We start from the raw sequence: 26,791 nt of genomic DNA on the forward strand, positions 1-26,791 counted from the left end.
ATTCGTAATGATGGGGTCAGCAGTTCGAGTCTGCTAAGCGGCACCATATTTCAAAGTGAAATCAATAGCTTATCATTTACCTCATCACTGATTTTTTCTGTGCACTATTTCGCGGAACCATGGCGGAACCAATTCACGTGCAATGGATGCGATGCATCATTTATGAAACCAGCCCCATATTTTCAGGCTGTTCTCATACAGTGATGCGATACCGACGATTACCGCGAGAATGGTTATCGCCATCCATTTGAAGATATGGCTCATCGTGCGCACTGTCCCGTAGAATTTGATCGCATCTTCCAGATTGTCGATATCATCTTCATCGAGTTTCGAAAGAAATTCTTTCGTTCGTTCTGGAAGCTCGACCATTCGGTGCGCTGTTACTGCTTCATTGTCCATTGGCATCACCTCCAGCACCCCGCCGACTTTCCGAATGAATTATGCGAAGCAATGCCCCGCCCCGCGCTTAGGTCATTGCCTGCAAGATAAACCGCTGTGTCCGGCTTAACGCTTATCTGTTTCCAGCCCGCGCAGTTGCTCGCAGTCTGATTGCAGCCCACCAAGCTCAAGGCAAAGCCTGCGAGCATCCATGTTGATAACTTCCTCATCTATATCCGCCCTCTTTTGAATTGCCTTTGCGGTTGCTTCTGCCGCTGCCACTGCGGCGCGCTGGCGCTCTTTCGTCGTCCCGTAGAGATTGCCAGCGCCGACCAACAAAAAAGCCGCCACAAGGGCAGCTATCGAGTATTTCAGCCAGTTCGGGATTAAGGCCCAGATGAAGCTCATAGCGCATCCACCAGCTTCTCAAGCTTGGCCTTGGCCTGTGGCATGGTGAAGATTGCATAAGCCGCGAGCGCAAGAACGAACACGACAAGCACCATCTGTACCCGCCAATCGACAAACGGGATTGCAGCACCTGCGCCACCGCTGCCGATCCATGTCCAGAAGCGCGAAGATTTCGATATTGGTTTTTCCTCAACCGGAGTTGGCACTACATCAGCAGCCGGAGCAGTCACCACCTGGTCAACGCCATAACCTTCGGCAAGCAGCGCCTTGTCGTAATCCTTGGCATATCCGGCGATCAGTTCCGCCTTGTCTGTGCCGTTGACGATGCGACGAGCGTTCTTGAAATCGGACTTCTGAAGCGTGATGTAATCGGAAAGCTTCTTGCCGGTGAACCAGCCTTCAACCATGCCGGCGATGATTATCGGTGCGGCATACTTGGGCTGCAGGAGCAATTCAGGCTTCGACACGAAGTCAATACCCAGAATTCTGCCAGCCTTTTCATAGTTGGTCTTCCAAGTGATCTGAACGTATCCGCGCCCGATGTACGGCCAGTATTTCTTTGACCGGAGATATTTCTCACCGCCCATCTCATTGATCGGCTTCATCGTTTTAGCCGTCTCGTGGTACGCCGTGGCCAACACGTACGCCATCTGGTTTCGTAATAGTCCACGCTCTCGACCTGCCTCAATCAAGAGGCGGGTATCGCCAAGGTGCATATTCAAGGTGATTTCCTTTCGGCAAAAGAAAAGGCCCCGCGATTGCAGGGCCTAGGAGAAGGGATATGAGTAAGAAAATTTACATACCGATACACTTCCGCTGAGTTTCGTTCTCACTCGCTGAAATCTCACGCAAGGCTTCAATCATCTCTTTTGGACTACGGTTGATTAATAGGAGGTAGGCTCGCATAGCCTGAACCGGGCGAGACCGCCCCTGCTCCCATTGCTTTAACTGGTCTAATCCGAAGCCAAAAGCCGCAGCAAAATCACTCTGCGATAATCCTGTCTTTAAACGAATAGCTTTAACGTCGATTTCAGCCGGCACGTGAAGCTTGTATGGTTTTTTCTCACCGCGAGCGACGGCCAAAGCTTCTTCTAAGCCAGCTGCGATTTGATCAAAAACTATTTTGCTCATTGCCTACTCTCCTACTGCGAGCTTATGAACCCGCGTTGAATACGCCTCTGTAATGGCTGCACTGAACTTCTTCAATTCATTGCGCTCTTTCTTCGAGAGGCTAACCTTCTGGCTTTTGCCAAAGGCGGTAATTAAAAAGACAGGCATACTCTCGCCCGAATATAAGGTAATGGTGCGTACACCGCCACTTTTACCCTTGTTATTTCCTCGAATTGCAAACCGTAACTTTCTGCATCCACCTGTACCTTCAATCTCATCACCGGCATCTGGGTATTTAGCCAGATGAGAAATCAAGTCATGAATATCGTCTTCTGACATTCCAGCGGCTTCCGCATCTTTCCGGAAGTTGTAGAGTTCTGTAATAGTTTGCATTTTATCTCGTGAGCTATTGGGTAATTGCAAAGTATGTATTTTACGCACTAAGTCAACTGTATTTTTTGTCACAACCTTCCCACCCCACCTTACCCCCTTGCAACGTCACGGGGATAAGCGCCACGCCTGCGGGCACGGTTCTGTCCATTGTGTTTCCTTTCGGCACAAAAAACCGCCTCAAGGGCGGTGCGGTCGGTCAGGTTTTTGGAGAAATCAGACGGTTGAATATTCCATCCACACAGCGTCTACCTGCTCGTCATTCAAGCCAAGGATAGTGGCGATCTGGAGAATGAGCGGGTGATCACGCCGGAAGGTGCTGGCGAACTCCCATTCAATTTTAGCTTCGCTCTTGGCTGGTTCTGGAAGCTGGTTTATCGCTGTATCGACTGCAGCCAGCTTGCCGAGGCTGTTAAGACCTAAGCGAAGCTGGCGGGCCGTTAAGTTCGGGAAGATTATAGGTTGAGGAACGTAAGCAGCAATCGGCCCATATTCGCCCGCATTTGCCTTTAGCCAAAGCTCTAATCCGTGTTCTGTGTCAGCAGTGGCGCATGTAGTGAACGGCGCAAGCCCAAACGCTTCATAGCCTTCAAACATTACATCAACATCGAGATAGGTCTGATCTGCGCTTGCCCAACGTGGGTTCTTAGCTTCAAGAATTGTCAGCATCGTTTTATCCTATGCGTATCTGAGCCAAAGGCTTACTTTAGCCGGCGCGGTTGAATTGCCGGTTGCACCTGACATAAGTCGCCACGATCCGGTAGGCGAAGCGAACTGAGCAAACGTGCCTTGATAAAATCGAACGAAGCATTGGCCGCCGTCCTTCACACCAAGGATGCGCTGGCCATAGATGCGGCCTTCGTCGCCCTGCTGATCAGGAGAAAGCGATTTCCATTCGCCGTCCATCTGCACCCGAAGAAGCTCAAGGCATCGGAAGTCCGACAGCTTGAACACATCCTGGACAATGTGATTGCCCTTGTCGAACGCATTTCGATAGATGTGATGGCCCATCGTGCCGAACACACCAAGCCCGACCTCGCGCACGAGATTTTCGCCGTACTTGGTTTCTGTGGCCGACGCTGACGATTTAGGCGTCTGCTGGAAAATCGACGTCAGCGCATACTTGGCCGCGACCAGAAGACCGCCCAGCACAATGTTTGCAAGAACGGTGCCGCCGAACAGCCACGAGCCAAGACCGACAAGTCCTGTCACAATAGAAACAGGGTCCGCCGCCGCGGGCGATGCCAGCAGCGCGAATAAAATCGCCAGAATGTAAAACATCAGGAAACCTTGAAGGCCCTCTCGGCCATTGTGCGCGGTAGAAAGCGCAAACCGTCCTCGCCTTTCACGGCGAACCCGTATTCACAGAAGTAGCCGACGGTTTTCTCAAAAATGCCAACGTCACCACGCTGCGCCATAGCGACAGGGATTTCTTCAAATCGGTCGGCCAGAACTGCGCCAAGGCTATCGAAGCCGCGCAGTTTGATCAGCCGATAAGCGCCTGCCCGGCTCTTGTACTTGCCTCGGACTTCAAACGCTGGATCAGTGCCGATAACGGCCTCAATGGCGTCACAGGTGGTAAGAAGGCAGTCAGACTTTCCCCAAACCAAAGGCGTGACTAAGTGCGCCTCCGTGACAGCCACGACGCGTTTTTCCCATTCCGGATGTCGCATGGCGATCCTTACTGTCAGGAGTGCTTATTGATATGGCGTGATGTAGAAGTTCTCTCGCTTCACAGTGGATGCGTATTCGAAAATCTTGTCACCGGGTGAGATCAGCTGCTGATCTTCATGAGAAGCAGTTCGGTAGCCGTCACGATGGTTTTCCAGAGCTGACGTTTCGACGTTGGCTTTCAGAACCATCTCGCCGCCGTCTGTCTCATGATCAATAGTATCGATATAGCCCCGATACATTGGCTCGACATGGAGCAGCTCTCGCGTGTCCGGATCGAAATAAGCATCGGACAAGATGACCGTGCGGCCCTTATAATCCACGCTTTCAATCTGAGCGAGCTTGTCAGGCGTTACACCGTAATCCGCTGCCGTCGGCATGCTGATTGTGATCGGCAAAGCTTCAGCGCCCATTTGATACGGCGGCTCTTCAATCGCGATCAACTGGTTGGGGATATACGTGTTTCCGTTCCAAGTGAACTCGGAAGAACCGTTCCACATGTACCAAAAGCCAGTGCCGAACTGGAATTCGCCGAGAGAGCGCACGACAATGCGCCCCTCTTCCAGCAATTGCTGTAGACGAGTTGGGAAAGCCATGAAGCCTCCGAATTGTTGGAAAGTGTAATCGACTATTCGTTGCGACTCGGCTTTGATGCACGGGTCTGAACAAGGGGGAAGAAGATGTCTGCGACGATTACAGACGACAAGCCATTGGCTACTAATATTGCGGCATATATTGCTCAGTTCGTAACCACCGAAATGTTGTTACAAGCTATTTTTGAGAAGGCTATTGACGGCGACGGTACATGGTCAGATAGCATCCTTCATCACGTTCAAAGCATCAGCACGCGCGTCGATATCATAGAAGATTTCTTAAAAAATTGCCGCAGCGACCTGCAAATCTCTTCATCCGTGGTTCCACTAATCCCAGAAGTCCGTAGAGCTATTTCATATCGCAACAAGATTGCGCATGGACTTTATGCTAACTCAAAAGAAGATGGCAGATCGGTCATCATTGGAAACTTGTTCGCAAGGAAAAAGACTTTCAAACAAGAGAACATTACCGCAGAAGGTGTGTTGTTCGAATTTTACCGTCTGGAGCAACTTCACCTCGATCTAATGTTTGCTCTGGGGGTAGCCCCAGTTGGACACGCTCGCACGATCCCAAGGGAATATTCCCCCAAGCCTGATGAGGGCTAGGGCGAATTTGATGTTCACATGTCGCTATCCGGAATAAAGCTTTCGCTGTGTTCTGCATGTTTTCCTCCTTCATCTCGGCACCTCGATAAGCTGAAAAGTTGCTGTCGGTCGCGGACCTTTCGACATTTGAAAGCTATCCTTCACAAGCCGCGTATTCATTTCCGGCTGCTTGAACCGTGCCGTTGCACCTGATGCGATATATGACGCAATCGGCTGATCGACCTTAACTGTGATCGTGGTGCTTACTGCTGTTGCTCCCCCGCCATAGGCGATCTGCAAGAACTGGCGGTAATCTCCGCTTTTCAGCGAGAGCATATCGCCGTCCATCAGCTGCAAACCGGGAACAACGCCGGTTAGCTGCACTGTATATCCACCAGTCACCGTGCCACGCGATGCTGTGCCGGTAATGTGCGAATTGTTCGGGTCACCCCAATACGCACGAGGAATGCAGATGTGCTTGGGACGATAGACAATCGTCTCCATCCCGCCCTTCGCTGAAGCAATAAACGCCTGAAGCTGGACCGCCTCACTGGCCTTCATTGGCAGCGTTTCCATGTCCACAGTGCGATATGGATCAACGAATTCAACCGTCGAAATGACCCGACCACCGAATTTCGTCTGACTGGTCGGATTATTAAGTATGGGATACGACGGCACAAAGCGGACAGTTGAGAGAAGATCGATCATCGCACCAACCCCCGCCTTGATGCCTGCTTACTGTCGCGTGCAAAACGCATCGGGCCTGATTTGTCATATGCTTTGACGGTGTTTTGACTAGTTTGACTTGCTACATTTTTGACATATGCCTGCAAGTTCCCGTCATTATCGACGCTGACACCAACGTCAATTTTTGTTCTTCCAGTCGCAGAAGAAGCTTGCTGAGAAGGCATGACGGGGCTCGTCGGCGTAAATGGAACCATATCAACAGGACCGCCGATGGCATAACCACGTACACCGCGCCGCATCGCTTCCACCACACCGACGCCGCCAGCCTTGCGGATGTCAGACTGCGACCAGACAACCTCACCTTTATGAACAACGCCAGCCGGTTCTGTTACCCCACCGGATCCTGTGTAGCCGCCGCCAGAGAAGCCAAGAAGTTTACCAAGCGCGCCAATGTTCCCGCCGTTCCCGCTGCCAAATATGCTTGCAAAAATGTCATCGAAAACCATGTCCAGAAGCTTATCAATAATCTTCTGCAATGCGTTGGCGAAGGCTTCAGCCGCGTCTTTGCCAGCAACAAGGTCATCAACTAGACCACGGGTTGCGTCCCTTGTTGTGCTTTCCCATTCCTGTGCGGTCTGACGCAACTTTGACTGTTCCTCCTGCACTTGTTCTGTGCCGGACTTTACAAGCGCGAGATACGCCGCCTTTTCTTGCAGTGCCGCTATTTCATCGGCATCAAGAGTTCTCCCAGCCTTGCGCGCCGCGTTTAATCCTTCCTGATAAACGCGGTTAAATTCGAGCGCGTAACCATAATCCTCGACAAGCGGGTTAAGCTTTCTCTGAACTTCATATTCAGTTTCAGCTAGATCGATATTGTCCTGAATGCGCTTGTTATAGCGTTCCCACGGATCATCACGCTCTTTTTTACTTTTTTTCTGCTTATCGAGCTGCTTGTTCTGGCGTTCCAGCGTCTTTTCGAGCTTGAATGCTTCCGGGTTCATCCGGCGCCACATTTCATACTGAGATCGATACATCTCAGTCATGGCGTCCATGTTGTTATCTTTATTTAGACGTCCCGCTTTACCAGCTTCGCCACCCAGACTGCGCTTAAAGAGTTCACTCATTTCCTTAAGCTGTGCCTTAGTCTCAATGGCAACGAGGCCCAAGGCTCCAACCTGTCGAATTGCTTCACTCAAATCCGGGTATTTGCCCGAAAGATGTTGGATAGCATCGCTAACGTCTTGCGTAGCCACCTGACCGTTTTTCATTGCACTCTCAAGGTCTGACAGATCTTTTTGGGCGTCTTTTGAGTTAATCTGCCCAATCGCTTGATGAACAATATCAAAAGCCCGTGCTACAGGATCGAGCGCCTTCTCAATTCCAGAAACGATGTTGGCAGTACCATTGGCATCGTTTGTGAGCTGCAAAAGAGAGAGAGATAGCTTCTTGATTGAGGCGTCGGCATTGCCTGCCTTAACTATTTCCTCTCTAAGTCGAGTAATGTCAGGAGTTCCAGCTTCGACTGAAGCCTTAAACCGTTCAAAAGCATCAACAAGCGGCTGAAAAGCGCCAGAGCCATCGAAAGACATTACACCAGCGCCACTTAACGCAGATGCAATGGCCCTACCGACTTCGCTTACCAGGTCTTTGGCATCTTGAGTGGCCACCTTTTTAGCGTCAGAAAAGATTGCTTCCGACAGCGCTTTCGCGACTTCCTGATTTTGCTCGATGTATTTCTTAGCGTCTTCAATTGCTTGCTTATATGACGGCCCCAACGCATCAATGTTTGACTTATGCTTTTTGAGAATTTCTTCCATATCGGGCGCATCTTGAAACCACGTGTCAAAATAGCTGACCGCTGCTGATCCGAGGATAACAAATGCCGTTGTTGCTATTCCAAGAGGGCTGATTAGCCCTGAAATAGTCTGTTTAAGCGCCCCCATGACGCCAGTCATCTGCCCGCCATACATCGTCACCTGTGGCAACTGCTGTGCGAGCAGCATGAAAGGTGACTGACCTGCTGCCATCATTGTCCCAATATCTTGGAACTGAAAGGCTAGATTGCGCATCTGCTGCTGCGCCATCTTCGACCCATCCGCGACCTTACCGAGCTGCGGAGTGACCTTGTCAAAGGTCTTAGAAGCTGCGTTAAATGCAATAGCGGAAGCATTACCAGCTTTAATCGCATCCTGAGACATTTTCGCCATCTTCTGCGAAAAGTTAGCCTCAGACTGATTTATTTTCTGGTTGTATTGATCAACTTTTGCTTTTAGTTCGACCACAACCTGATCAGCAGTTACAGCAGCCATGGGGGCCTCGACTTGGATAATTGGTTAAAGGGACTTGTAGCAGCGGCCTGCATTGTCGTTATTGGCATCGGTTCGGTCTGGTCTTATGATCGATATCAGCGATACGTCGCGTCTGTAGAGCTTGCTGAAAGCCTTGCTGAGCAAGCGAAGATAGCAAAATGCAAAACCATAATAGACAAGACCATTCCGGGGTCTGACGATGCTTACGAGGCGTTGTCGTGCGCGAAGTCTTACCCTGCTTTGGCTTGGTTCACCCAGGTGCATGAGGGGGCACTGGCCTATATGGGGAAAACTACTGTCTCGAGAGAGGATCGCGAGAAAGCGAGACAAAGAATAATAGCTTTGCAAGAAACTTTCCGAGCGAAGGAAAGCAGTTCAGTAGGTACGGAACGTGAAAAGTGTTTCCTATCAGCCTACGCTCTGTATGAGTTGGGCGGCCCTGATGCTTTGTACATATTCAATCCAAGCCAGGAAAAGGTGTCTTCCGTCAGAGATTGCATTGTGCAAGGTGCCTATACGGAAGAAGAGGTCAACGCTTTCGGAAAAACAGTAAAGAAAAAGGGCGCCTAAGCGCCCTTCCTTAACGCACTGGTGTCCATACTGAATGGACAAGTCGCCTGTAATCTACAGTTCACATTATTATTGACATACGCCATTTTGTGAACTAAAGGTTACACATGATCGAAGTTCGCCAAACCACCACATTTGCTAAATGGCTCACCGAGCTTCGGGATAACAATGCTCGTCTGCGGATTGTTACCCGCATCCGCAGAATGGAGCTTGGCAACCCCGGTGATGTGAAAGCCGTTGGCGAAGGTGTCAGCGAAATGCGTATCACCTACGGCCCCGGCTATCGGGTTTATTTCGTGACGATGGGATCAACCATTGTCGTTCTGTTGTGCGGCGGCGACAAGTCATCACAAAGCCGAGACATTTCATTGGCGAAACAGATGGCAAAGGAGATTTGATATGGCCCTTGAAACCACCCGTTTTGATGTACTCGACCACCTGAAAACGCCTGAGGATCGTGTCGCTTATCTTGAGGCGGCTTTTGAAGATGGCGACACCAAAGACATTGCTATGGCACTTGGCGACATTGCACGATCTCTTGGCATGACGAATGTTGCCAAGGAAGCGGGCATTACCCGTGAAGCACTTTACAAAGCCTTGAGCGAGAAAGGTGATCCTAAACTCTCAACGCTGCTTGGCGTTATGAAGGCTCTTGGTATTCACCTTACAGTAGGTCCGAACAAACAAGCTGCATGATACCAGCCCCGCCAAGTGCGGGGCTATTCATTTGCTCTATCTGCAACGTTTGCCTTGGACGAGCGCCGTATCCGCCGATTGAAGCGACGCTTATTTGCCTGAGATACGCCAGCCTTCTTGAACGCGCACAATTGTTTGCGGTAACGACCACCACCATAGAAGGCATCGTATTCGTCACCATTCTTTAGCTTCTCTCTATGGCCCATCATGGCTTCGGCCCCTCTATTTGCGCTCGTCTGTTAGGCTGTGTGCCTGCCTTCTACGGTCTTCTTGAAGCATTCTCGCCAACTCTTCCCATGCATCAGCGCGTCTTTTCACTTTAAGAAAAAAGTAAAAATTCAAGACGATTATCGCACATGTGAAGACGCTAAGAGCGGCATTAAGCTGTGAAAGGTCCATCTCTTCACCTTTTACCCGGGGGCGACAATGACAGATAACCCAAGAATTGATCCTGATCCGTCAGTTCTCATTAATACGGCCTGCACAGTTGTCATGGCCGTTTGTGCTTTTGGAACGCTCGCACTGAAATTTCGGGGCGAAAAGAAGCGCACACACCCGGATCATCAGAACGGTTTTGTTGAGTTTCTAAGAGACGGTCTTTCGGGTTCGACAAGCGATGTAAGAAAACTGATCCGTTTTCTCGCCGTCGCAGATACTGGCGTGGCTGACCCAATTGACCGAAAATTTCAGTTCGGAGAAACATCTCTCTTTCTCCATTATTCTGTTTTTGGAGAGTTCGAGAGGATTTCCCAATCCTTGATCCATAACTTGGAAATGGTTCAAAAAAGCGTTCTGCATCTGGTGAAGTTCGACCCTGAATGGTCTGTGCGGTATGGCGATAAGATCATCCAAGAAATCACCGACTTTAAGGAACGCATAAACGGTTATTACAGAGGCGACCTATCAAACGGAGAAGTGCTGGAAGATATATTACTTATGCTTCAGACACTTGAACAGCTTATCGGTAGGATGGACACTAAGAATTAACTCTCCTACTTCCCAAACATGGCCCCGAAGATTTCCGGGGTCATCACAGCTTTACATCAGGCATGTTCATTGCCCTGACCCTACTGATAAGATCGTCAAACTCTTGGTCTGACATGGTTTTGGCGTTTGACTTATCCATCTTACGCAGAGCGATATTCATCGATACGATTTCATACAAACTCATCGTTTCGATAGCTCTAGGATCAACACCAGCCTTTGCGAATGCAGCACGATAGGTGCCAAATTCCATCATATCGCCGGGGCTTCCCCGGCTTTCACCTCCCCCGTGTCCAGGTCTCCTATACCGTGGAATGCTGCATTCAAGATCGCTTGCGCAACTGTTTCTGGGCTGTTTGGGCCAGAGACAAGGGGAAGCTTAGCAACACCCTGTCCGATATACATATCGGTTACACCTTGCCGTTGCGGGCCAAGTGTTCAGGGCGGAAGTGCTTCTTGCCAGAGTGCCGCCACTCAAATTCCGTCATGCCGACTTGCAACTGTCGCTCTTTGTCCAGGGCGGATGACAGCTTCTGTGTCTGATCAATCGCAATGCGCAATGACCTTTCACGCGAAAGATTGAGTGCTTCACTTAACTGCTTGGCAACGGCTCTTGCGGGTGTCCTGTTTTGCAAGCCTCGATAGACGATATCAGCAATGCGTCCTCTAGCCTGATCCGATACATTTCTGACCAAGGCGACATTACGGGCAAGCGTGTCTTCAAGCGTCTCTGCCACATCACCAGCATGCATCTGTGTCGTCAGATCGACTTTGGTCGCGTAAACCAGTGTCGAAATGAAGCGGCGCATATGCCAGAGCTGCAACCGGGTTGCCCATAGCCGAAACAAGCCACGAAAAGACAAGACAGAGCGAACGGCCTCGCCTTCGACAACTTCGATCTCTGTCTCTACCGAGCCCACACGATCCCGCATGAGCTTGTCAGCAGCGATCTGTTCAACAAGGGAAGTCTTATAGGCTGGGAGTATGCGCCCCCTCACGCCTTCCCGCCAAACCCGCACAACTGTCAGGTATATGCGGGCAAGCTCGTCTCTCTGGGCCTTTGTCGGCTCGATCTGGGGCAGTTCGACATCGGTTTTGCGATACCCGGTTGCCTTCACCTGCCATTTGAGGTCGATTTTCATTCGGCCTCTCTGCTCTCTTCCTCGCCCGTTTCCAGATCATCAGGATCAAGAACTGCTTCAATCTCCTGATTGCTTTCCTCAAGTGCCTCATCCAGCCCCGGCCAGCGTCCGCTTTCAATCATGCGGTTCTGGGCAGTCTTGGCGAGTGCATCAGAAGGAATGAGGCCTGTCTGAGAGTAGATATTGACGGTCTCAGCTTCGCTCTTATCGATCTCAGCCTTTTCCTTTTCTGACAGCTGGAAGAGAGGAACCCACTGTGACCAGATACCTTGATCAGGATGACCGAGTGCCGAACGGACAATCATATCATCCAGCGGCGCTAGCGATGGTGCAATCTTGAGCTCCTGATTGGCCTTAACGCTGTCGTAATAGTTCCGGAGCGACCCCTCATCCTTACCGCTAAGGCCACTCTCCTGCTTTCCTGTGAGGCGAGTTAGCGGAATATCCGAAGCACCGGCCAGAATATTCAACAGCGTGTTGGTTACGTCAGGCAGACCAGTCCAGGTGATCTGCTTCTGATCCCATTCGTCGTCACCGTCGAGCATCAGAACATTGGAGATGCTTTTCAGCACCGCAACCATCTGCCAGCGACGAATATATGATGCTTCCGCATCACCGTTGGCCATCTGTTGGACCATGTTCTTGATACGGACAACATCGATCTTGGCTTCCTGCAACAGAGCATCGATCACGGATGCCGCGCTATCAGCTGCGGTCACGGCATCACTGAGATGCATCCATATGCTGTCGCCCCATCCGTCAGTCCCTACACGGCGATTGTTCACCGTTCTGCCACTGAAGCGGATCACGCGGGATGGATGCAGTGAAACCTGCTGGCCACTACCGGAATTGATCGTGTAAGACCGAGGATGACCATAGAGCGGGTCCATCGGGTCAGGGATCATATCTTGCGCCGTAATCTCGTGACGGCTAAGCACTGTGAGCGCCTTGATCGAGCCTTTAGCAATACGCTCGCCATTCAAAGGCTGGCTGTTATCACCCGGCAGACCGATAGGAACGATGACAGCACCGCCATACAAACGCGCCCAGATAAGAGCTTGTCGCACCTTCTGGCGAACCTGCAAGCGCTTTTCCTCGGCCTCAATACGCTCGATATCGCCCTTCTCTGCCTTCCATGTTCGCCATTCGCGGGTTGCATCATCAGCTGGGATGTCAACGATCTTCCCAAACCATGTCGAGACACGATAGGCATTTTCAAGTGTGACCTGATCATGATCGATCACATAAGTATGGGCGGATGTCTTCGCGTTCCCGCCCCCTAGACCGGTGACGAAATTGGCAAATCCATCCGTAATCACGCCAGATGTGTTGACGCGAACACGGGGCTTTGTCTCGGTCATGAGTAAGCTTTCATCATCTGTTCAAGGGTGTAGCCTTCGATGGCTATGTTCACATTGTCCGCCGCGATCACTGCATCAGCGAGGTTGTGAGACTTGACGCCCAAATCCTTCTTAAGCTTCAGCTTAGGAACAACGCGCTTTTTGCCTTCGCTCTCCACCCACCAAGGGACGCAAAGTTCAGTGAACAGCGCATCAAGTTTCGCCTTGCCCATCTCAGACGAGAACGACAACACATCTTCAGGCTTGATCGATTGTCCGCGAGTTACCGCGTTGAACGTCAGCATTGCCCGGCGCGCAGTGTTTGCCCATGCCTGGGACTTGAGGTTCAAATACTCGTCTTTGTTGAGCGGGCTGTTGTTGTTCAACGGATCGCTTGGCTTGTCGCCATCCATGACAGCGCCACCGGCATGAAATGCGAAATGCTCGACCTTTGATCCGTCAGTCTGGTTCTGCTCATCGATATATCCGCCAACAAAGGCACCTACACCGATAGTGTCATATGACACCGTAGCACCGAGCAGCTTTGCCTTTGCCCAGACACGCTTTGCATTCTGAACAAGCTCATCCTTACCGGACGCCCAATCATCAGCATCAACGAATACGCCTTCGATTTTGTCAGCGGTCGCGCTCTTGTCCTCGCCGTCATCTGCCGGATCGAATCCGATTATGTTTCGTCCCGTCAAATCGACTTTGAGAAGCTTATGGGCATCAACGCATGCATTCAGCCAGCGGCGCTTGAAGATTGAGAGCTCGCTATCTCCCAACGGTACGCCACCGTACACATGCTCGAACATTTCCGGGTTGCGCTCCTGCATCGCAGCGATATCGCGCAGCGCCTTTTGCGACAGGAACGGGTTTTCGGTGTAATCGATCTTCCTCACAACTGAGTGAGGCTGTTCCGTAATGACGAAGTTCTTCCAGACGTAATCGGTGACAAACTTCGGATTGAACAGAAGGATTGCAAGGCTGTCTTCCTTGCGGATCGTCGGGCCGATAACAACCCACTGATCCTCGGTCAGCTTTTCAGCTTCTTCGACCCAGAGAATATCAACGTCTGACGTTCCCTTGATGTCCTCAAGATTGCGCTCGATGCCGTAGAATATGAACTCCGAGCCCGAGGCACGATGAATAATCGTTGTTTTCTGGACTTCGTAAGCCGCCTGCAGGCCGAGGTGATTAATGGCCCACTTCAGCTCGGTATAAACGGATTCCTGAATGCGGTTCTGAAAGCGTCTGATGCACAGAACGCGCATCTTTACCGGAAGGTGATCACTCAATCGAACAAGCTGGCAAGCCGTGTCTCTGGTCTTGGAACTCGACCGTCCACCGTGAAGAACAGCGATATCTGCTTTCCCGAGGAAAACGCGCTCCCAAAAGTCATAAAGATGCGGATTAGTGAGATATGTACCGGCTTCTAGCTCTTTTCGCTGCGCAGCACTTCCCGCCATGTTCTTGTCTCTGTTTGCATAGGAGCGCCGTCTTTGCCCGTAAGCTCGACCTTGGTCTTAACCGGAGCTTCCAGGCCGTACAGCTTCACCTTGCCATTAATGGCCGATACCGCAGCACTCGGATTTCCTGACTGAATGGCCAGAGAGCGGGCCTTCTCGTACTCGTCTAATGCCTGCTGGCGAGTGTAGATTGAATGCCTTTCGGCATGTTCACGGAGTTCTTTGAGCCTTATGGCGACCTTAGGGTTATCGAGAAGCTGGCATGCCTCAACATATATCCACTGATCCTTGGCATTCTCGCTCACATCATAAGACCGGCGATAAGCTTCTGCTGCATTTCCCGTTTCAAAGAATGCGAGAGCAAATGCCTCTTGTTTTGGTGTGAGACTCACGGTTGTATTCCTGACGGGTGAAATGATGGGGGCTTAATTGAAGATCGACAAAGAACGCGCCGATACGCTGGAGAAGTCTTCCACTGATGCGGCCACTGAAGGTATTAAAGCTTTGCTTTTGTTAAACGGCGGGGCATGTATTGCACTACTGGCATTCCTGTCAGCAGTTATGGCTTCCAACGGGATGTCACCGACTAAGGCAAAGTTCATCGCCGCAGCTTCAATCTCGCTTCCATTTTTCGCAATTGCTGCTGGCCTATCGGTTGTAACTTGCGTTTTAGCCTATCTGACAAACCAAGCCTATTCGTCAAAATTGCGTAACCCAATTAAATATCCTGACCATTGGGAAAAAGGCGAACGATTTAACGATTGGGGAGTACGCCTAGCTGCTCTTTCGCTTCTGCTGTTCTTTCTGGGTATTCTTATGTTTTGGCTTCGCTCAATGTAGACAGCAGGTTCGGCACTAGGATTTAACCCTGTCCCACCAAGCGTCGAAGTCATCACCATGCTTGAGGCGATCATACATCGGCACATCCGCGATACGCCCTGCTTCGTTTACAAGGTATCTGTGGTGATCAGCGGCATCTTTGAAAGACGCGCTCAGATCGCGGTTGAACCCATCAAGGTCAAACGGCTCTGCCACACTCATACGAACGCCCCCGGCTTCATAGGTAAACGGACCTTCACCAGGGGCGTAATCCATATCCACGGTTGGCTTGACTGTCTCTTTGACGTTCTCCGGCCTTGGCAGCGCCATTGCAGGAAGGGCAGCAGCTACAGGCGCAAGGCCAAGCATTCGCAGGAATGTGCGTCTCTTCATGCTGCTTCTCCCTTCATGATTGCTCGCCATATGTACGCGGCAACCAACTTCGCCTCACCTGTTTGATGCGCGTCATTAGCCCAGCCGTTAGCCACATCAGCACAGCGTTGCCGCTCTGAACCGATTGCTGCACCTATTTCTTGTGCTGCGTGAGGAGATATGCATGGGTGCTTGTCAACGAGCGCCGACACCACGTCAGCGATGCTGAAGTCTTCAACGTTCATATCCGATCCTCTGTTGGTATCTTCCGGGCTTGCCCACTTCACACCGTTGATATGCAGGGTTCTCACCCCGGAGCAGCCAGCGTTGGGCTCTTCACCCACGAGTGTAGCTATTGCCTCATCGCCCGGTGGATGAGTGAAAGGAGTGCCGCTCCCAGAATGACAAAACCCCGCTCTATGGCGGGGCTGTGATATCTAATTTAGCTACGCTAACTGTGCTGCAATCACTTACAGTCGTAGCTGCCTGTTATCCAGTTGTAGCAACAGACTTGTCCCTCATCATTTTTGTAGCAATCATGATCACCGTCACCAGCGAAGGCGGGCGCAAATGATGCGGCAGCTAAAAGAACCTCGGCTCCAACAAAAAGTGCTAATACAGCTTTCTTCATAGTAATTTCTCCTGAGTAACCACTATACAATACCGATTATCTCCCTTTAAAAGCCATGTGCAATTGCCATTTCTTGTGAGCCAAATTGCCAAATCTGATAGTTATTTCAAGCTCAATCATGATGAGATAGAGCCAGACTATCTACTGTGTAGCTTCGGCATGAGCAGTAATGGCGTGAGTGTCTTCTGGCACAGCTTCACCCTCCCAATGAAATGATGCCTGAAACGGGACTTGAACCCGCAACCTGTACCAAGAGATCAAGTCTTTCACCCTGTGTCCGCAGGAGACGTGATTACTCAAAATACCGCGCTACCAATTGCGCCATTCAGGCAAAAAAACCCGCACAATGGCGGGGCTTGATGAACTGATTTCCTATTGGTATTCCAAGGTGGACTCGCACTGAAATGCGTCTTTAATTTCAATAACTTGGTACTCGGAAACGACTGATTTCCTGCTTGTGGACTCGCGACATGCGCGACACCGCCTCAAGCTATTGAAATCTATACTCTTTCACGGTTTTCAGCACGTTTTAAGCACCACCCTCATACACGGTGGTCTACCACCATACGGATAAGATCAGAACGGGCCGGACGCTACCCCCGGCTGACAGCGGGCGATTGCATCTAGCATCAGTGCATCGCAATCAATCAAGCTGCCAGTGATCCCCTGCGCTTCTGCTTTCAGCGCCGCCGTTCTGATTAATCCACACTGCCTCCGTACTCGGTTGGAGGTGGTTAGTGTCGTATCGAGTCCACCAGTGCGTTGAACAAGCAAGGCAGAAACCCTGCTATGCCGGCCTATGCCACGCGGCAACGTGTAATAGATCTAGTAGGCTGTCAGGAACCCTTTCGAGTTCTCCCATCATACGGCTTACCGCATGAATCAAAAAGCGGCCCGAAAGCCGCTACAAATCACTGGGCGCACAACTGCACCATACCCGAATCATGCCAATCCCATGCACACATGTCAAGTACATAAGAAAGCGCCCCGTAGGGCGCTCTGTTAGGCTGCCAGTCTGCGGCGGCGGAAGTTAACGGCTCCCACTTCATCCTGTCCACAATGGGTAATTATGGTCATGCAGCCTTGATCAAGGTTATCCATATCATCAATGCGGATCGGGCAGTTTGGATAACGTTCACGTAGAGCGATTACGATTTCTGCTATAGCAGCATCTATCCGTTCATCTGGCGTCATGACTGGTCTCGCTTCCGCAATCGCCAGAGCCGGAACCGCAAGAACAGCACCAGCAGCAGGAGCGGCACGGAGAAAAGAGCGGCGGGTCATCATACTGGCGCTCCTTCCTCATTAAATGGGCCGTAGGCAATAAAGCCGTGACCGATTTCATCAGCCTTACTCAATGGGCGGATCATCACGTATTCAATGTCCGAGTCCATCGTATCAAGGCATAAGGCTATCTCACGCGATAGACGGCGATATCTCTGCAACGGGTCTTCAACAGCCGATACTGGAAGTTTTGCTACGTTTGTCATTGCAAGCTCCCCACTGTTAAATCAAGGATTTGGACAACCTTGAAGTCGTGGCGCAAAATATCGGCTTCTTCCCGCGCCTCGGCATGGCTTTCACCATCCCACATACCAGTGCGAAAACCGCCTTTGTCGACTACATCAACAAAATACCGATGTTTGCCGACCATTCCCGGTTCTTCGCGGGTGCCGTTCGCGTCAGTTATAGTGGCAGAACTGACCAGCCCACCGACGATTTCTATGTGGCTGTATTCTTTACACATTACGCCACCATCGACTTTCTAGCCACGCGAAAACGGCCTTCAATGAAAGGGTGGGTAAACATGAAATTGGTTACTGGTGTACATTCATCAACGAAGCGGTCAAATGTCTTGGTAATATCCTTTGTCCAATAGACCGCATAAGGAACCCCGTTTGCATCTACGTGATCGTTTCTGACCATTCCGGCTGGCTTTGGCGCATAAGGCGACTGCCTCATGACTTCATCAATTATATTAGAAGATAGCCCATACAGTCGATTAACCCGCTGCCGAATATGGGTGATGCCTTCCGCATTTGACGGTCTTGACGACATGATCGTTTGCGCGGTCGCGACTTTTTCAACCTGATGCGTGAGATTGGCAATTGCCTTTGCGTGAACAGCTTGTGTTCGCTCAGTGCTGGCGATCATTTGAAAAGCATTAGCAAATGCTTCCGCCGTGGTTGGAATGGCCGCTGGCTCTTTTACTCGGCGTTCACACTGGATAAAATACTGACGAACTTCCTTTCCCTTCGGAGTGCGCTCGACCATGCCAAGTTCTTTACCCATATCGAGAGTAATGAAGTAATCATTCTGCCTTCCACCGCCCGGTAAATTTTTACCGACCGTTACAAAGTCCACATTTTCAGTGAACCCAAAGTCGTCAACACGGTTTTTGATCCAGTTGCGAAACTCAGATTTAACGCCAAGAAAAGCATGAAGCTCTCTCGCATCAACGGTCTGGACCAATTCGGTTCCGATATGACCTTCCATTACCGTAGGAAATTTGTTATCCTGCATTCTGATAATCCTTTTTGAAGCTGGATTGTTTGAGAGCGAAGTCGGTTTACTAGGCCGTGACTTCGCTCTTTTCGTTTGCGGATAGAGCGTCGTGAACGCACTTTTCCAATAAGCTAACAACCTGCGCATTCAGCGATCTCCTGCTACGTGCTGCCATAACCTTCAGTTCAATGTGCAACTCACTGGGTATTCTCAGCGTGAAGCGATCAAAGTCTTCTCTGTTCATTTTTGCGCCTTCCTATCGCCTAGTGCGATGATTTAATATCGCCTAAGGCGAGTATGGTGTCAATGGTGATTATCGCCTATTGATATGAAAAACATCAAAGGTGTGGAAATGGTGCAAGACACCCCAAGCCGAAAGCTTGATCAGTATATTGTTAGAATGCCAGACGGCATGCGTGATCGCATCAAAGCGGCAGCGGATAAGAACAACAGAAGCATGAATGCTGAAATCGTTGCCACACTCGAAGAAAAGTACCCTCCCCAAGGGTTGGACATCGATCTACTCGCACAGTTCCTTGAAAGCCTTGCGGGTATTAGCGCCCCTGATGGAGATTCAAGCTATCTCGAAATGATCAATGATGCTCTGGGTTCTGCGGACCAGCCTTGGACGGTAAAGGCAGGGTGGGACGGCGCTGTAACCTTCTATCCGTACTCTTCAGCGAAGACTGACGACAAGTAGTCCTCGACTCCCGGTAGCCTCGTCACCAATAATTGACCTCCTGCGATCATTTAGGCCGCACTTTTTTCAGTTGCACAAGTTACCCTCGTGCGACCTCATCCGACCTTGATTCATCGCAAAATCGGACGGCAATAATCTGATTTTCAACAAGACTGGTTTCTGACCCGCTGATTACAAATCACAGGCAAAGCCAATAAAATTAGTTGGTTACTGATTTTGCCATGTCGATTTTTGCACAGCGTTTCCAGTGTGATTTCCACAGGTTATCCACGGTTTCCCGCTTAAAAAAGTGGCTTCGCCCCCCCCCTTCGATCTTCAATCGGCATCCGCAATATAAGTATCACGTCGTGATACAACCCCATTGACTTCCATTTGTATCACCGTATGATACAGGCAATAGGAGTTGCGATGATACGGTCTTACAAAGATGCCATGACAGAGACCGTTGCGAGCGGTAAGGCACCTAAAGGGTTTCCGGCTGATTTGTTAAAGTCGACAATTCGCAAGCTCACAATGATTGAAAGCGCTGTTATTTTAGATGATCTTCGGTCTCCTCCCGGCAATCGGCTTGAAGCACTCAAAGGGGATCGTCAGGGACAGCATTCAATCAGAATTAACGACCAGTGGCGCGTTTGCTTCGTTTGGACAGACGCAGGCGCTGAACAGGTCGAGATTGTTGATTATCACTGATCCTCGGTTGGACACCTATAGGAGGTTCCTATGACACTCAGTATTTTACCCCCGGTTCACCCTGGTGAAATCCTTCGTGAAGAATATCTCGTGCCGCTTAATATGAGTGCCGGAGCACTCGCCAAAGAACTGAATGTCCCGCGCACTCGTATCGAGCGTTTGGCTAAAGAACACACCTCTTTGACGCCTGATACTGCATTGCGCCTTGCCAAATTCTTTCGTACTACGCCGGAGTTTTGGATGAACATGCAAGCAAGCTATGACCTTAAGACGGAAGCTGCCGCGATTAAGGATGAACTTGCAGAAATACATGAGCTTGAAGCTGCTTGATGAATGCCCCGCTCCGGCGGGGCCTTTCATGCCGCCCACCCTCTTATCTTTGCGTTTGAATACCCCCACCGGACGGCCAGTACCTCTAAACATCCTCGAAGGCTGTCAGTTGCATGATCTCGACGTCGGCGCTCTTTGCCCGCTATGTCTTCGATAGTCATTCCCATACCTGCGGTGCGAACTACCAACTCGTAACCGAGAATACCCAGAAGATCGGAGCATTTTTTCAATTCCACGCCTGCCTGCAGCTGCTTGTCTGAAATATCTTGCGCGTTCTTACCGCCGTCTACCTTGGCTCGCGAATAATCGATAGCCTTGGCTCCTGCGCCACCAATGGCCTCCCATAGTGAACAGAAAGTCTTCGCTGCTCGGATATGGGCAACACTCAGATGACCACGCGCCGCCATGCTGGAAATTGCACTTTCCTTTGCATTCATAGCTGCAGTGATCTTTTTCGGGTTATCCGTACTTACCTTGTGCGCCCTGCTGTAAAAAGGATTATCAACGTCCATGAAGACGATATCCTCTTTAGGCTTCCACTGACTGGCTCTTGCTTGAGCCTGTTCCAGAAGCCTTAACTTTCGACGCTCGGTCTTGGTCTTCGCCGCCATGCCTGTTTCCTCATCGCCTGGGGTTATGCTGGATCGCCAAGAACTTCGATGAATGATGCAGGCCCGCCAGCCCGTTCATCATCGAATACACCGACCACTAAGCGGCCAGTCTTCCAAGCGAATGTGTCTAAGTCTGTTCGGCCCTCGTAAAGCATTGGGCCTTCTGCAAATTGATGATGACCATGCACGACATGACGATTGCCGTGACCGCCCTGATACCCATCCGGATAAAGCATCCATTGCATTGTATGGGCGGTCTGCTCATCGAGCGGGATTGTTTCGTCGACGGCAGCGTGCACGAAAATCCTGTGTGCATCTTTGTGCATGAGAGGGAGGGATTTGAGCCAAGCTATATGATCTGCCGGAATCAAGCCCATAGCTGCAACAATGCTGTCGCCCTCTTTAGCACCGTAAGAAATCAGTGTTGCGCCACCGCCATTTGGCACCCACCATTGAACTGCCAGCAAAGGCTGCTTGATGGATTGCAAAAGCATGTCTTCGTGATTGCCTTGGAGACATACCCACTTCCAGCGGTGCGTGTCGTCCGGTCCCTTCATCAGTCGATCAATGATTTGCGCACTATGCGGCCCGCGATCAACGTAATCGCCGGTAAAAACCACGGTTCCACCTGAATGACTGGATAGCTCTATCTGCTCAATAGCCTTCTCCAGCAGATCATACCGCCCATGCAGATCGGCGATTGCGAATGTCTTTCCCATCGCCCTCTCCTATGCCGCTTGTTCGCCGGGGCGCTCAAAGCGAGCCTTCTTGCGTGTTTCATAGCTGCGGATGATGTGAATGCGACGCTCTACTTCCTGCTCAGAGACGTGAAGAATGGCTGCAATCTCAAATGTGTCCTTGCCTGATCGGAATAGCCAAAGCGGACAGGTGCTGGTGTTGTGCTTCATTATGCTGCCCTCACTGGTGCTTGTTCGAGCCAGTCACCGCCCTGCGGGAATTGACCGTCATTTGGTTGGAGAAGATGCGAAGGAACGCGACAACTGTCTTTACCGGGCATTGGGCCCCATACTGCTGTGAACCAGCTACGGCTCTTGCGTGCATAGCTAAGACGTTTCTGCCATTCAGCTTCGAGAACATCAGGCGCTAGCTCTTCATCGGGCGTCACGGCGCGGACCGTCTTTGCCAGCCCCTCGCCTGCGGCTACACGGCGGCTGTAAGCATCCCGGATTGCATCGGTGAAGTACGCCCATCCTCGTGCAGGGCTGCGCATCTTGGCGCAGCGAGCCTTGATGGTTGGCAGAATATCGGTGTTGAGATCGACACCAGCACCAATCAGCCCGATAATTGCGCTGAGATCAAAAACGCCATGAGGCTGGATCTTGTCTCCGGCTGCTTCGATGAGTTTGTTTTGGAGATTATCGTAATCGGTTTCTGGCTTGCTTGCGCCCGCCTGCGGCTGCTGGTGGTTCACTGACGGTTCAAACGTAGTGAGCCCGGACAGGTTGTCCGGTTGGTCGTGACAAATTGGCCGGTTGGTTTTGACAGGTTGTCCGGTTGATTTGGACAGATTGTCCTCTTGCTCATCACAAGCGGTCAAATTGGCCGCTTGCTGAAATGCAACAAGAATAATGCGGTCGCTTGTGCGCGTTCCGTCACCACGGCGGCGCATGACGCGACGGATAATTCCGCGCTCTTCCAGATTGTCGAGAACACGGCGCACCGATCGGTCAGAACAAGATGCTTGACGTGCAATGTTTTGCTGGCCGGGGAAGCAAACGCCGTTACCATCGGAATAGTTTGCCAGGATCAGAAGAACTGCCTTTTCCGTGGCGTTCTCCGCATCAAAGGACACAGCCCATGTGATTGCCTGAACGCTCATCTGAACCTCTCAAAGTTTCGGACAGCGGAGCATGCGACATCGACAAACAGGTCAATTGAAGTGACTGGCCCGTTTCGCTGTTTGGCTATGGCAAATTCAAGCTTGTTTTCGCAGTCGAGAAGCTTGGCTGCGTTGTCTGCCTTTTTGGAAACATCATCTGTGTTATCGCGCTGGAGATAATAGGCCTCACGATAAAGAAAGATGATTGTGTCCGCGTCCTGTTCGATTGCGCCACTGTCACGCAATGATGAAAGCTGCGGCCGCTTGTCGGTTTGACTTTCCAGCCCACGGTTAAGCTGCGAGAGAAGAACAACAGCAATGCCGTATTCACGCGCCAGAGACTTGAGCCCAGAAGTCATTTCCGCGACTTCGTTGGTACGATTGCCGGAATAGCGATTTGAAGCTTTGATAAGCCCGAGATGATCAATCATGAGCATCTCTAGCGGCTTGCCAGCTTCCTCCATTTTCAACATCATGCTTTCAAGCTTGATGCGAATATCCGTCATGGATAGGCCGGATTGTTCTTCGATCAGTAGCGGAAGTTCTTCAAGGCTTCGCGATGCGGATTGCAGGCTATCCAGATCAGACACCGACACATTGCCAGTGATAAGCTCCTGATACGGAACCTTGACGTTCCAGTCATATGCAAAGTCAGTGACGCCGCGTGCTGCCAGCTTATCGGCGTCCATCTCCAAGGAGACGAAGCCAACACCGTGACCAGCCTTTGCTACCTTTAGGCATGTGGAAAGACCAACAGTCGTTTTACCCATCGAGGGGCGTCCGCCGATCAATGTCAGATCGCGCTTGTGAATGCCGCCGGTAGCGCGGTTTACGTCAGTCAGACCCCAAGTCAGGCCCGTTAAGCCAGTCCCGCGCTCCTGCGCTTCCTTGGCGGCAGCAAATGCATTCTGTGCTGCGTTCATGATCGTAATTTGGGACTTGCGACGAGGGCCGCGACGAACATCAGCGAGAATATCATCGAACGCCATGCCAGTTGATTTAACGAGATCGAGCGGGCTGGATGCCGGATCGTTTGCAGCCTCAAGAAGCATCAAGGCTTCTTTGGCAAGCTGGGCTTTTGCCCACTGATCGACAACACGCTTCGCAGATTTTTCCAATCCAGCGATACCGTGGACGGCGCTGACTGCAAGGTGATTGAGATAGCTTAAAGCCGTTTGACCGGTTGCTGTCTTATAACCTTCCTGCACGCTTTCATCGATCAGTTTAATAACGATATTCGGGCGAGTGGAATTGAACCGCTCATGAGCGGCTCGAATTGCTTCAAAGACATGGACATGAAACTGCTCAAGGAAATGATGCGGCTCCAGGATGGAAACGACGCGATTAAAAGCACCACCCAGCAATAGGCTTGCTAGCACTTCCTGCTCCAGTTCAATGACGAAGCTCTTTTGATCTGGAATGGCGTTCATATCTTTGCCCTCAAGCGCTCAATGACTGCGGCGGTGGGGTCGCCAATGTGCTGCCAGTCGCCAAGATCATCATTGGCAGCTACAGACTGCGCCCACGCAATTGCGTCCGCCTCGCTACGAAGAATAAACACAGGAGAGCCGTTCCACTGCGCCGCAAAAGTCTGCTGATTTTCATTCAGCGACTTCGCATAGCCCTTGGAGCCGGATTTCACTTCCACAAGATATGAGATGCCCCGGAAGCCCGCGAGAAGATCAACGGGTTGGTCCATGCGGAATACGCTAAAACCGCAGGCCTTTAGAGCATCAACGATCTGAGGCTCGGAAGTGTCGCGTTTTGCTGCTCGTCTCATCAAGACCACCACTTCGCATAAAGTGCCGCAACGGCCAGCGGAGGGAAAACAATCATGAATATGACGATTGTCCACTCAACGAGCGTCTGAACTATGCCGGTCTTCGCCATTGGATTTACCAGCTCCGGCGCTATCCAGAGCGCTAAAGAACGCCCGCATCGCAGCAGCGAATGGGCGAGCCAAACTCGGATCGCTTTCGGCCAAGATGCTTTCGGCCCGTTCGATGTATTGGTCGATTTCATGGAGAGTGTCCCGCGCTTTAGATAGACCCGCGATTTCTTCGACGCGGTTCATTTCGTGGCTATGGATGGTTTTTGCTTCGCGATACCAAACGTTCTTGGTGCGGCTGTAAGACCAGCCAAGACGCCTTGCGGCGTGGCGAATACGTGCAGAGACTGAGGCCGCAACTGATGGCGGCGCTATGCGCTTCTGCAACAAGTTGGAGGCTTCACACACACTATGCATTTCTTGATCCTCGGAAGGATTTTCTGACATCTCGGAAAAACTCCACGTTACGTTTCAGGACATGGAGAGCCTGAAACGAAACTGAACGGGGAGTGATGATTTGGAGTTCATCGGGACGGCGGCATGGAGAGTTCTGCAAAACGCTCGTAAAGCCGCGATAGCCCGAAGAAATGACGAGGACGCGGAAAAGCGCGGCGAAGTGTTCAAGGTTCAGATTAAGAGACCTGCCACCGCACGCCAGCACCCCGCGCCCACTGTTGCGGGAGACAATGCTGGACTTGAAAGAACGCGCAAAAAGCGCCCCGCAAGTTCTGAGATTTGAGATTGAGCGAGGTTTATTCCTCATCGCCGCCCTCGCTCGAAAGGAGAGCCTCACCGCGCTTATTGAAGGCGGTGAGGCTTTTCTCGTCTGCTGCTTGGGAGGCGGGAGACGCAGACGAAAGGAGGTTTTTTAAAGCATGATGATGACTGCGACCGCTCGCGCCTCGTCCAGTGATCTGGCAAGTCGCAATGAAATTACCGTCTTGTGTGGGATATACGGTCGCACTCATGGGTCAGGCCATTCCCAGAGCATCGCAGTACATCTGAAGCATAGCTTCTTCTTCCTGCCGCTCGTGGTCTTCCTTCTTACGAAGCTTGATAATGGTGCGGACGACTTTGCTGTCAAAACCCGAACCCTTAAGCTCCGCATAGACTTCGGAAATATCCTCACCGATGGTCTTCTTTTCTTCTTCGAGGCGCTCAATACGCTCGATGAAGGCTCGCAACTGGCCGACAGCAATTGTCTGGGCTTCCGATGTAATATCGTCGCTCATTGGGTAATCCTGATTTGGGTTGAGGTTTGGTGGATTGATGAATTGGCCCTTACGCGGGTCCGCCTTGAAGCAAGCCAAACATACGTTACGCCTTTAATGCCGCGCTTAGAGCAAGCGGAGACAACCTTGTCCCAATGCTCCGGAGCGATACTGTCACGCCGCCTCATTTGGCGGGCAGCTTCGTATCCGCAACCAACATCACGAGCAAAATCTGAAATCTTGCCCCAGCTATCAATAAGGTCAGTAATAGTGTTTGGCGTGTTCATCATGAAGGCATCGTACATAACGTACGAGTACTTCGCAAGCCAAATCGTACACTATGAACGATGATTATGCGTCATAATGTACGAATGGAGCCAAAAGACCGATTGAGAGAAGCGCGTATTAACGCCGGGTATAAAACCCCGACTGATGCGGCGCGCGCTCTAAAAGAGCTTAATCAAAATACTCTTATCAGCAACGAGAACGGAAATAGGCCGATTTCGCGCAAGGCCGCTGCGAAATATGGTGAGCTGTTTGGAGTAGACCCAGGCTGGATATTGTTTGGCGATGATCAAGAGGCACCACAGAAAATTACCGACCTGAAACAAGTTGAGGCCATGCTACTTCGTGTAGATGGCCTCAACAAATCAAATGTCGATACGATCATGGCGATCATAAGCAATTCGATCAAGGCTAACGCTTATGAACAAGAACATACCCGGACTGGTGATCAATCTGCGTCATCCAGTCACCACCATGAATTAACTCCAGAGAACCAGCAATAAGCTCGCTGTATCGCTCAATCTTCCGGACCTCTTTAAGTTCGTCACTCGATAAAACCTGATCCATCATCTTATCGACGGCTGATTTTTCAAGAACCTCATCACCTGAAACATACCGGATCAATTTCGCCCCCGCG

44 protein-coding genes and 1 tRNA gene are annotated in these 26,791 nt (G+C 51.0%); 10 read left to right on the forward strand and 35 right to left on the reverse strand.

Annotated elements, in window-relative coordinates; all coding sequences use genetic code 11:
* Positions 1–156: 156 nt before the first annotated feature.
* The 9 genes from OIV19_RS20085 to OIV19_RS20125 all read right to left on the reverse strand — a co-directional run bounded on the left by OIV19_RS20085 (position 157) and on the right by OIV19_RS20125 (position 4,553).
* A complete protein-coding gene (locus OIV19_RS20085; protein WP_264233315.1) occupies positions 157–399 on the reverse strand; it encodes a hypothetical protein in 243 nt (80 codons plus the stop codon).
* Positions 400–504: 105 nt separating this feature from the next.
* Complete coding sequence (locus OIV19_RS20090) at positions 505–786, reverse strand: hypothetical protein (protein WP_264233477.1); 282 nt, start codon at positions 784–786, stop codon at positions 505–507.
* Complete coding sequence (locus OIV19_RS20095; protein WP_264233473.1) at positions 783–1,502, reverse strand: glycoside hydrolase family 19 protein; 720 nt, start codon at positions 1,500–1,502, stop codon at positions 783–785. The genes OIV19_RS20090 and OIV19_RS20095 overlap by 4 nt, the downstream gene beginning before the upstream one ends.
* A 79-nt stretch (positions 1,503–1,581) precedes the next feature.
* Positions 1,582–1,917, reverse strand: coding sequence for a helix-turn-helix domain-containing protein (locus tag OIV19_RS20100; RefSeq protein ID WP_264233317.1), 336 nt, complete (start codon positions 1,915–1,917; stop codon positions 1,582–1,584).
* Between the two features lie 3 nt (positions 1,918–1,920).
* Entirely contained in the window at positions 1,921–2,361 is a 441-nt protein-coding gene (locus OIV19_RS20105) for a type II toxin-antitoxin system RelE/ParE family toxin (RefSeq protein WP_264233319.1), read from the reverse strand.
* Positions 2,362–2,502: 141 nt separating this feature from the next.
* Entirely contained in the window at positions 2,503–2,955 is a 453-nt protein-coding gene (locus OIV19_RS20110; protein ID WP_264233321.1) for a hypothetical protein, read from the reverse strand.
* A 9-nt stretch (positions 2,956–2,964) separates the two neighbouring features.
* Positions 2,965–3,567, reverse strand: coding sequence for a hypothetical protein (locus OIV19_RS20115; RefSeq protein WP_264233323.1), 603 nt, complete (start codon positions 3,565–3,567; stop codon positions 2,965–2,967).
* On the reverse strand, positions 3,567–3,959 hold the full coding sequence (locus OIV19_RS20120) for a DUF6950 family protein (RefSeq protein WP_264233324.1): 393 nt from the start codon (positions 3,957–3,959) through the stop codon (positions 3,567–3,569). The genes OIV19_RS20115 and OIV19_RS20120 overlap by 1 nt, the downstream gene beginning before the upstream one ends.
* Before the next feature lie 24 nt (positions 3,960–3,983).
* Positions 3,984–4,553: a hypothetical protein gene (locus OIV19_RS20125; RefSeq protein ID WP_264233326.1), complete on the reverse strand. Its 570-nt coding sequence runs from the start codon at positions 4,551–4,553 to the stop codon at positions 3,984–3,986.
* 84 nt (positions 4,554–4,637) lie between these two features.
* On the opposite strand from OIV19_RS20125, the gene OIV19_RS20130 reads away from it, so the two are divergent.
* Positions 4,638–5,156, forward strand: a complete 519-nt coding sequence (locus tag OIV19_RS20130) for a hypothetical protein (protein ID WP_264233328.1) — start codon at positions 4,638–4,640, stop codon at positions 5,154–5,156.
* 69 nt (positions 5,157–5,225) lie between these two features.
* On the opposite strand, the gene OIV19_RS20135 is transcribed toward OIV19_RS20130, so the two are convergent.
* Both OIV19_RS20135 and OIV19_RS20140 read right to left on the reverse strand, forming a co-directional pair.
* Positions 5,226–5,843, reverse strand: a complete 618-nt coding sequence (locus OIV19_RS20135; protein WP_264233330.1) for a hypothetical protein — start codon at positions 5,841–5,843, stop codon at positions 5,226–5,228.
* Entirely contained in the window at positions 5,840–8,131 is a 2,292-nt protein-coding gene (locus OIV19_RS20140) for a phage tail length tape measure family protein (protein WP_264233335.1), read from the reverse strand. The genes OIV19_RS20135 and OIV19_RS20140 overlap by 4 nt, the downstream gene beginning before the upstream one ends.
* 12 nt (positions 8,132–8,143) lie before the next feature.
* Here OIV19_RS20140 and OIV19_RS20145 point away from each other — a divergent pair, with 12 nt between their 5' ends.
* The 3 genes from OIV19_RS20145 (at position 8,144) to OIV19_RS20155 (ending at position 9,397) form a co-directional block, all read left to right on the forward strand.
* The gene (locus OIV19_RS20145) at positions 8,144–8,701 is read left to right on the forward strand and encodes a hypothetical protein (RefSeq protein ID WP_264233337.1); all 558 of its coding nucleotides are present in this window, start codon (positions 8,144–8,146) and stop codon (positions 8,699–8,701) included.
* A 107-nt stretch (positions 8,702–8,808) separates the two neighbouring features.
* On the forward strand, positions 8,809–9,099 hold the full coding sequence (locus OIV19_RS20150; RefSeq protein ID WP_264233339.1) for a type II toxin-antitoxin system RelE/ParE family toxin: 291 nt from the start codon (positions 8,809–8,811) through the stop codon (positions 9,097–9,099).
* A gap of 1 nt (position 9,100) precedes the next feature.
* Positions 9,101–9,397 carry an addiction module antidote protein gene (locus OIV19_RS20155; RefSeq protein ID WP_264233341.1) on the forward strand — a complete coding sequence of 99 codons (297 nt, stop codon included), beginning with the start codon at positions 9,101–9,103 and terminating at the stop codon, positions 9,395–9,397.
* A 23-nt stretch (positions 9,398–9,420) separates the two neighbouring features.
* On the opposite strand, the gene OIV19_RS20160 is transcribed toward OIV19_RS20155, so the two are convergent.
* Complete coding sequence (locus OIV19_RS20160) at positions 9,421–9,606, reverse strand: hypothetical protein (protein ID WP_264233344.1); 186 nt, start codon at positions 9,604–9,606, stop codon at positions 9,421–9,423.
* A gap of 217 nt (positions 9,607–9,823) precedes the next feature.
* Between OIV19_RS20160 and OIV19_RS20165 the strand changes: the two genes are divergently transcribed.
* Positions 9,824–10,384, forward strand: coding sequence for a hypothetical protein (locus tag OIV19_RS20165; protein ID WP_264233346.1), 561 nt, complete (start codon positions 9,824–9,826; stop codon positions 10,382–10,384).
* Between the two features lie 43 nt (positions 10,385–10,427).
* On the opposite strand, the gene OIV19_RS20170 is transcribed toward OIV19_RS20165, so the two are convergent.
* The 5 genes from OIV19_RS20170 to OIV19_RS20190 form a co-directional block, all read right to left on the reverse strand.
* Complete coding sequence (locus OIV19_RS20170; RefSeq protein WP_264233349.1) at positions 10,428–10,637, reverse strand: hypothetical protein; 210 nt, start codon at positions 10,635–10,637, stop codon at positions 10,428–10,430.
* A gap of 154 nt (positions 10,638–10,791) precedes the next feature.
* Positions 10,792–11,523, reverse strand: a complete 732-nt coding sequence (locus tag OIV19_RS20175; protein WP_264233351.1) for a phage minor head protein — start codon at positions 11,521–11,523, stop codon at positions 10,792–10,794.
* A complete protein-coding gene (locus OIV19_RS20180; RefSeq protein ID WP_264233353.1) occupies positions 11,520–12,884 on the reverse strand; it encodes a phage portal protein in 1,365 nt (454 codons plus the stop codon). Before OIV19_RS20180 ends, OIV19_RS20175 begins: the two co-directional genes overlap by 4 nt.
* Entirely contained in the window at positions 12,881–14,332 is a 1,452-nt protein-coding gene (locus tag OIV19_RS20185; protein ID WP_264233354.1) for a PBSX family phage terminase large subunit, read from the reverse strand. Before OIV19_RS20185 ends, OIV19_RS20180 begins: the two co-directional genes overlap by 4 nt.
* Complete coding sequence (locus OIV19_RS20190; protein WP_264233356.1) at positions 14,299–14,724, reverse strand: terminase small subunit; 426 nt, start codon at positions 14,722–14,724, stop codon at positions 14,299–14,301. The genes OIV19_RS20185 and OIV19_RS20190 overlap by 34 nt, the downstream gene beginning before the upstream one ends.
* A gap of 37 nt (positions 14,725–14,761) precedes the next feature.
* On the opposite strand from OIV19_RS20190, the gene OIV19_RS20195 reads away from it, so the two are divergent.
* On the forward strand, positions 14,762–15,172 hold the full coding sequence (locus OIV19_RS20195; protein ID WP_264233358.1) for a hypothetical protein: 411 nt from the start codon (positions 14,762–14,764) through the stop codon (positions 15,170–15,172).
* Positions 15,173–15,187: 15 nt separating this feature from the next.
* Here the strand turns inward: OIV19_RS20195 and OIV19_RS20200 are convergent, their stop codons facing one another.
* The 9 genes from OIV19_RS20200 to OIV19_RS20240 all read right to left on the reverse strand — a co-directional run bounded on the left by OIV19_RS20200 (position 15,188) and on the right by OIV19_RS20240 (position 18,903).
* Entirely contained in the window at positions 15,188–15,544 is a 357-nt protein-coding gene (locus tag OIV19_RS20200) for a hypothetical protein (RefSeq protein WP_264233360.1), read from the reverse strand.
* Positions 15,541–15,768 (reverse strand): hypothetical protein, encoded by a 228-nt coding sequence (locus OIV19_RS20205; RefSeq protein WP_264233362.1) that lies wholly within the window; start codon positions 15,766–15,768, stop codon positions 15,541–15,543. Before OIV19_RS20205 ends, OIV19_RS20200 begins: the two co-directional genes overlap by 4 nt.
* Positions 15,769–15,989: 221 nt before the next feature.
* Complete coding sequence (locus tag OIV19_RS20210; protein ID WP_264233364.1) at positions 15,990–16,154, reverse strand: hypothetical protein; 165 nt, start codon at positions 16,152–16,154, stop codon at positions 15,990–15,992.
* A gap of 216 nt (positions 16,155–16,370) precedes the next feature.
* A tRNA-OTHER gene (locus tag OIV19_RS20215) sits at positions 16,371–16,485 on the reverse strand.
* Between the two features lie 671 nt (positions 16,486–17,156).
* Positions 17,157–17,441 carry a twin-arginine translocation signal domain-containing protein gene (locus OIV19_RS20220; protein WP_264233366.1) on the reverse strand — a complete coding sequence of 95 codons (285 nt, stop codon included), beginning with the start codon at positions 17,439–17,441 and terminating at the stop codon, positions 17,157–17,159.
* The gene (locus OIV19_RS20225) at positions 17,438–17,644 is read right to left on the reverse strand and encodes a hypothetical protein (RefSeq protein WP_264233368.1); all 207 of its coding nucleotides are present in this window, start codon (positions 17,642–17,644) and stop codon (positions 17,438–17,440) included. The genes OIV19_RS20220 and OIV19_RS20225 overlap by 4 nt, the downstream gene beginning before the upstream one ends.
* Entirely contained in the window at positions 17,641–17,901 is a 261-nt protein-coding gene (locus OIV19_RS20230) for a hypothetical protein (RefSeq protein ID WP_264233370.1), read from the reverse strand. Before OIV19_RS20230 ends, OIV19_RS20225 begins: the two co-directional genes overlap by 4 nt.
* The gene (locus OIV19_RS20235; protein WP_264233372.1) at positions 17,901–18,677 is read right to left on the reverse strand and encodes an antA/AntB antirepressor family protein; all 777 of its coding nucleotides are present in this window, start codon (positions 18,675–18,677) and stop codon (positions 17,901–17,903) included. The genes OIV19_RS20230 and OIV19_RS20235 overlap by 1 nt, the downstream gene beginning before the upstream one ends.
* Before the next feature lie 49 nt (positions 18,678–18,726).
* On the reverse strand, positions 18,727–18,903 hold the full coding sequence (locus OIV19_RS20240) for a toxin-antitoxin system HicB family antitoxin (RefSeq protein ID WP_369698105.1): 177 nt from the start codon (positions 18,901–18,903) through the stop codon (positions 18,727–18,729).
* Positions 18,904–19,011: 108 nt separating this feature from the next.
* On the opposite strand from OIV19_RS20240, the gene OIV19_RS20245 reads away from it, so the two are divergent.
* From OIV19_RS20245 to OIV19_RS20255, 3 genes are all read left to right on the forward strand, one after another.
* Positions 19,012–19,359 (forward strand): Arc family DNA-binding protein, encoded by a 348-nt coding sequence (locus OIV19_RS20245; protein ID WP_264233375.1) that lies wholly within the window; start codon positions 19,012–19,014, stop codon positions 19,357–19,359.
* Positions 19,360–19,767: 408 nt separating this feature from the next.
* The gene (locus OIV19_RS20250; RefSeq protein WP_095445348.1) at positions 19,768–20,049 is read left to right on the forward strand and encodes a type II toxin-antitoxin system RelE/ParE family toxin; all 282 of its coding nucleotides are present in this window, start codon (positions 19,768–19,770) and stop codon (positions 20,047–20,049) included.
* 30 nt (positions 20,050–20,079) lie between these two features.
* A complete protein-coding gene (locus OIV19_RS20255; protein WP_264233377.1) occupies positions 20,080–20,379 on the forward strand; it encodes a HigA family addiction module antitoxin in 300 nt (99 codons plus the stop codon).
* A gap of 26 nt (positions 20,380–20,405) precedes the next feature.
* Here the strand turns inward: OIV19_RS20255 and OIV19_RS20260 are convergent, their stop codons facing one another.
* From OIV19_RS20260 to OIV19_RS20300, 9 genes are all read right to left on the reverse strand, one after another.
* Positions 20,406–20,990, reverse strand: a complete 585-nt coding sequence (locus tag OIV19_RS20260) for a hypothetical protein (RefSeq protein WP_264233379.1) — start codon at positions 20,988–20,990, stop codon at positions 20,406–20,408.
* A 23-nt stretch (positions 20,991–21,013) separates the two neighbouring features.
* Entirely contained in the window at positions 21,014–21,709 is a 696-nt protein-coding gene (locus OIV19_RS20265; RefSeq protein WP_264233381.1) for a metallophosphoesterase, read from the reverse strand.
* A 9-nt stretch (positions 21,710–21,718) separates the two neighbouring features.
* The gene (locus OIV19_RS20270; protein ID WP_264233382.1) at positions 21,719–21,898 is read right to left on the reverse strand and encodes a hypothetical protein; all 180 of its coding nucleotides are present in this window, start codon (positions 21,896–21,898) and stop codon (positions 21,719–21,721) included.
* Positions 21,898–22,830 carry a helix-turn-helix domain-containing protein gene (locus OIV19_RS20275; RefSeq protein ID WP_264233384.1) on the reverse strand — a complete coding sequence of 311 codons (933 nt, stop codon included), beginning with the start codon at positions 22,828–22,830 and terminating at the stop codon, positions 21,898–21,900. The genes OIV19_RS20270 and OIV19_RS20275 overlap by 1 nt, the downstream gene beginning before the upstream one ends.
* On the reverse strand, positions 22,827–24,260 hold the full coding sequence (locus OIV19_RS20280; protein ID WP_264233386.1) for a DnaB-like helicase C-terminal domain-containing protein: 1,434 nt from the start codon (positions 24,258–24,260) through the stop codon (positions 22,827–22,829). The genes OIV19_RS20275 and OIV19_RS20280 overlap by 4 nt, the downstream gene beginning before the upstream one ends.
* Entirely contained in the window at positions 24,257–24,610 is a 354-nt protein-coding gene (locus OIV19_RS20285; RefSeq protein ID WP_264233387.1) for a hypothetical protein, read from the reverse strand. Before OIV19_RS20285 ends, OIV19_RS20280 begins: the two co-directional genes overlap by 4 nt.
* 75 nt (positions 24,611–24,685) lie before the next feature.
* A complete protein-coding gene (locus OIV19_RS20290) occupies positions 24,686–25,075 on the reverse strand; it encodes a hypothetical protein (protein ID WP_264233390.1) in 390 nt (129 codons plus the stop codon).
* Positions 25,076–25,410: 335 nt separating this feature from the next.
* The gene (locus tag OIV19_RS20295) at positions 25,411–25,626 is read right to left on the reverse strand and encodes a hypothetical protein (RefSeq protein WP_264233391.1); all 216 of its coding nucleotides are present in this window, start codon (positions 25,624–25,626) and stop codon (positions 25,411–25,413) included.
* A gap of 3 nt (positions 25,627–25,629) precedes the next feature.
* On the reverse strand, positions 25,630–25,890 hold the full coding sequence (locus OIV19_RS20300) for a DUF2312 domain-containing protein (RefSeq protein ID WP_264233393.1): 261 nt from the start codon (positions 25,888–25,890) through the stop codon (positions 25,630–25,632).
* 332 nt (positions 25,891–26,222) lie between these two features.
* Here OIV19_RS20300 and OIV19_RS20305 point away from each other — a divergent pair, with 332 nt between their 5' ends.
* The gene (locus tag OIV19_RS20305; protein ID WP_319637624.1) at positions 26,223–26,657 is read left to right on the forward strand and encodes a helix-turn-helix transcriptional regulator; all 435 of its coding nucleotides are present in this window, start codon (positions 26,223–26,225) and stop codon (positions 26,655–26,657) included.
* Positions 26,658–26,791 lie beyond the last annotated feature (134 nt).

Source organism: Brucella sp. HL-2, from assembly GCF_025846885.2.
GTDB classification, from domain to species: domain Bacteria; phylum Pseudomonadota; class Alphaproteobacteria; order Rhizobiales; family Rhizobiaceae; genus Brucella; species Brucella quorumnocens.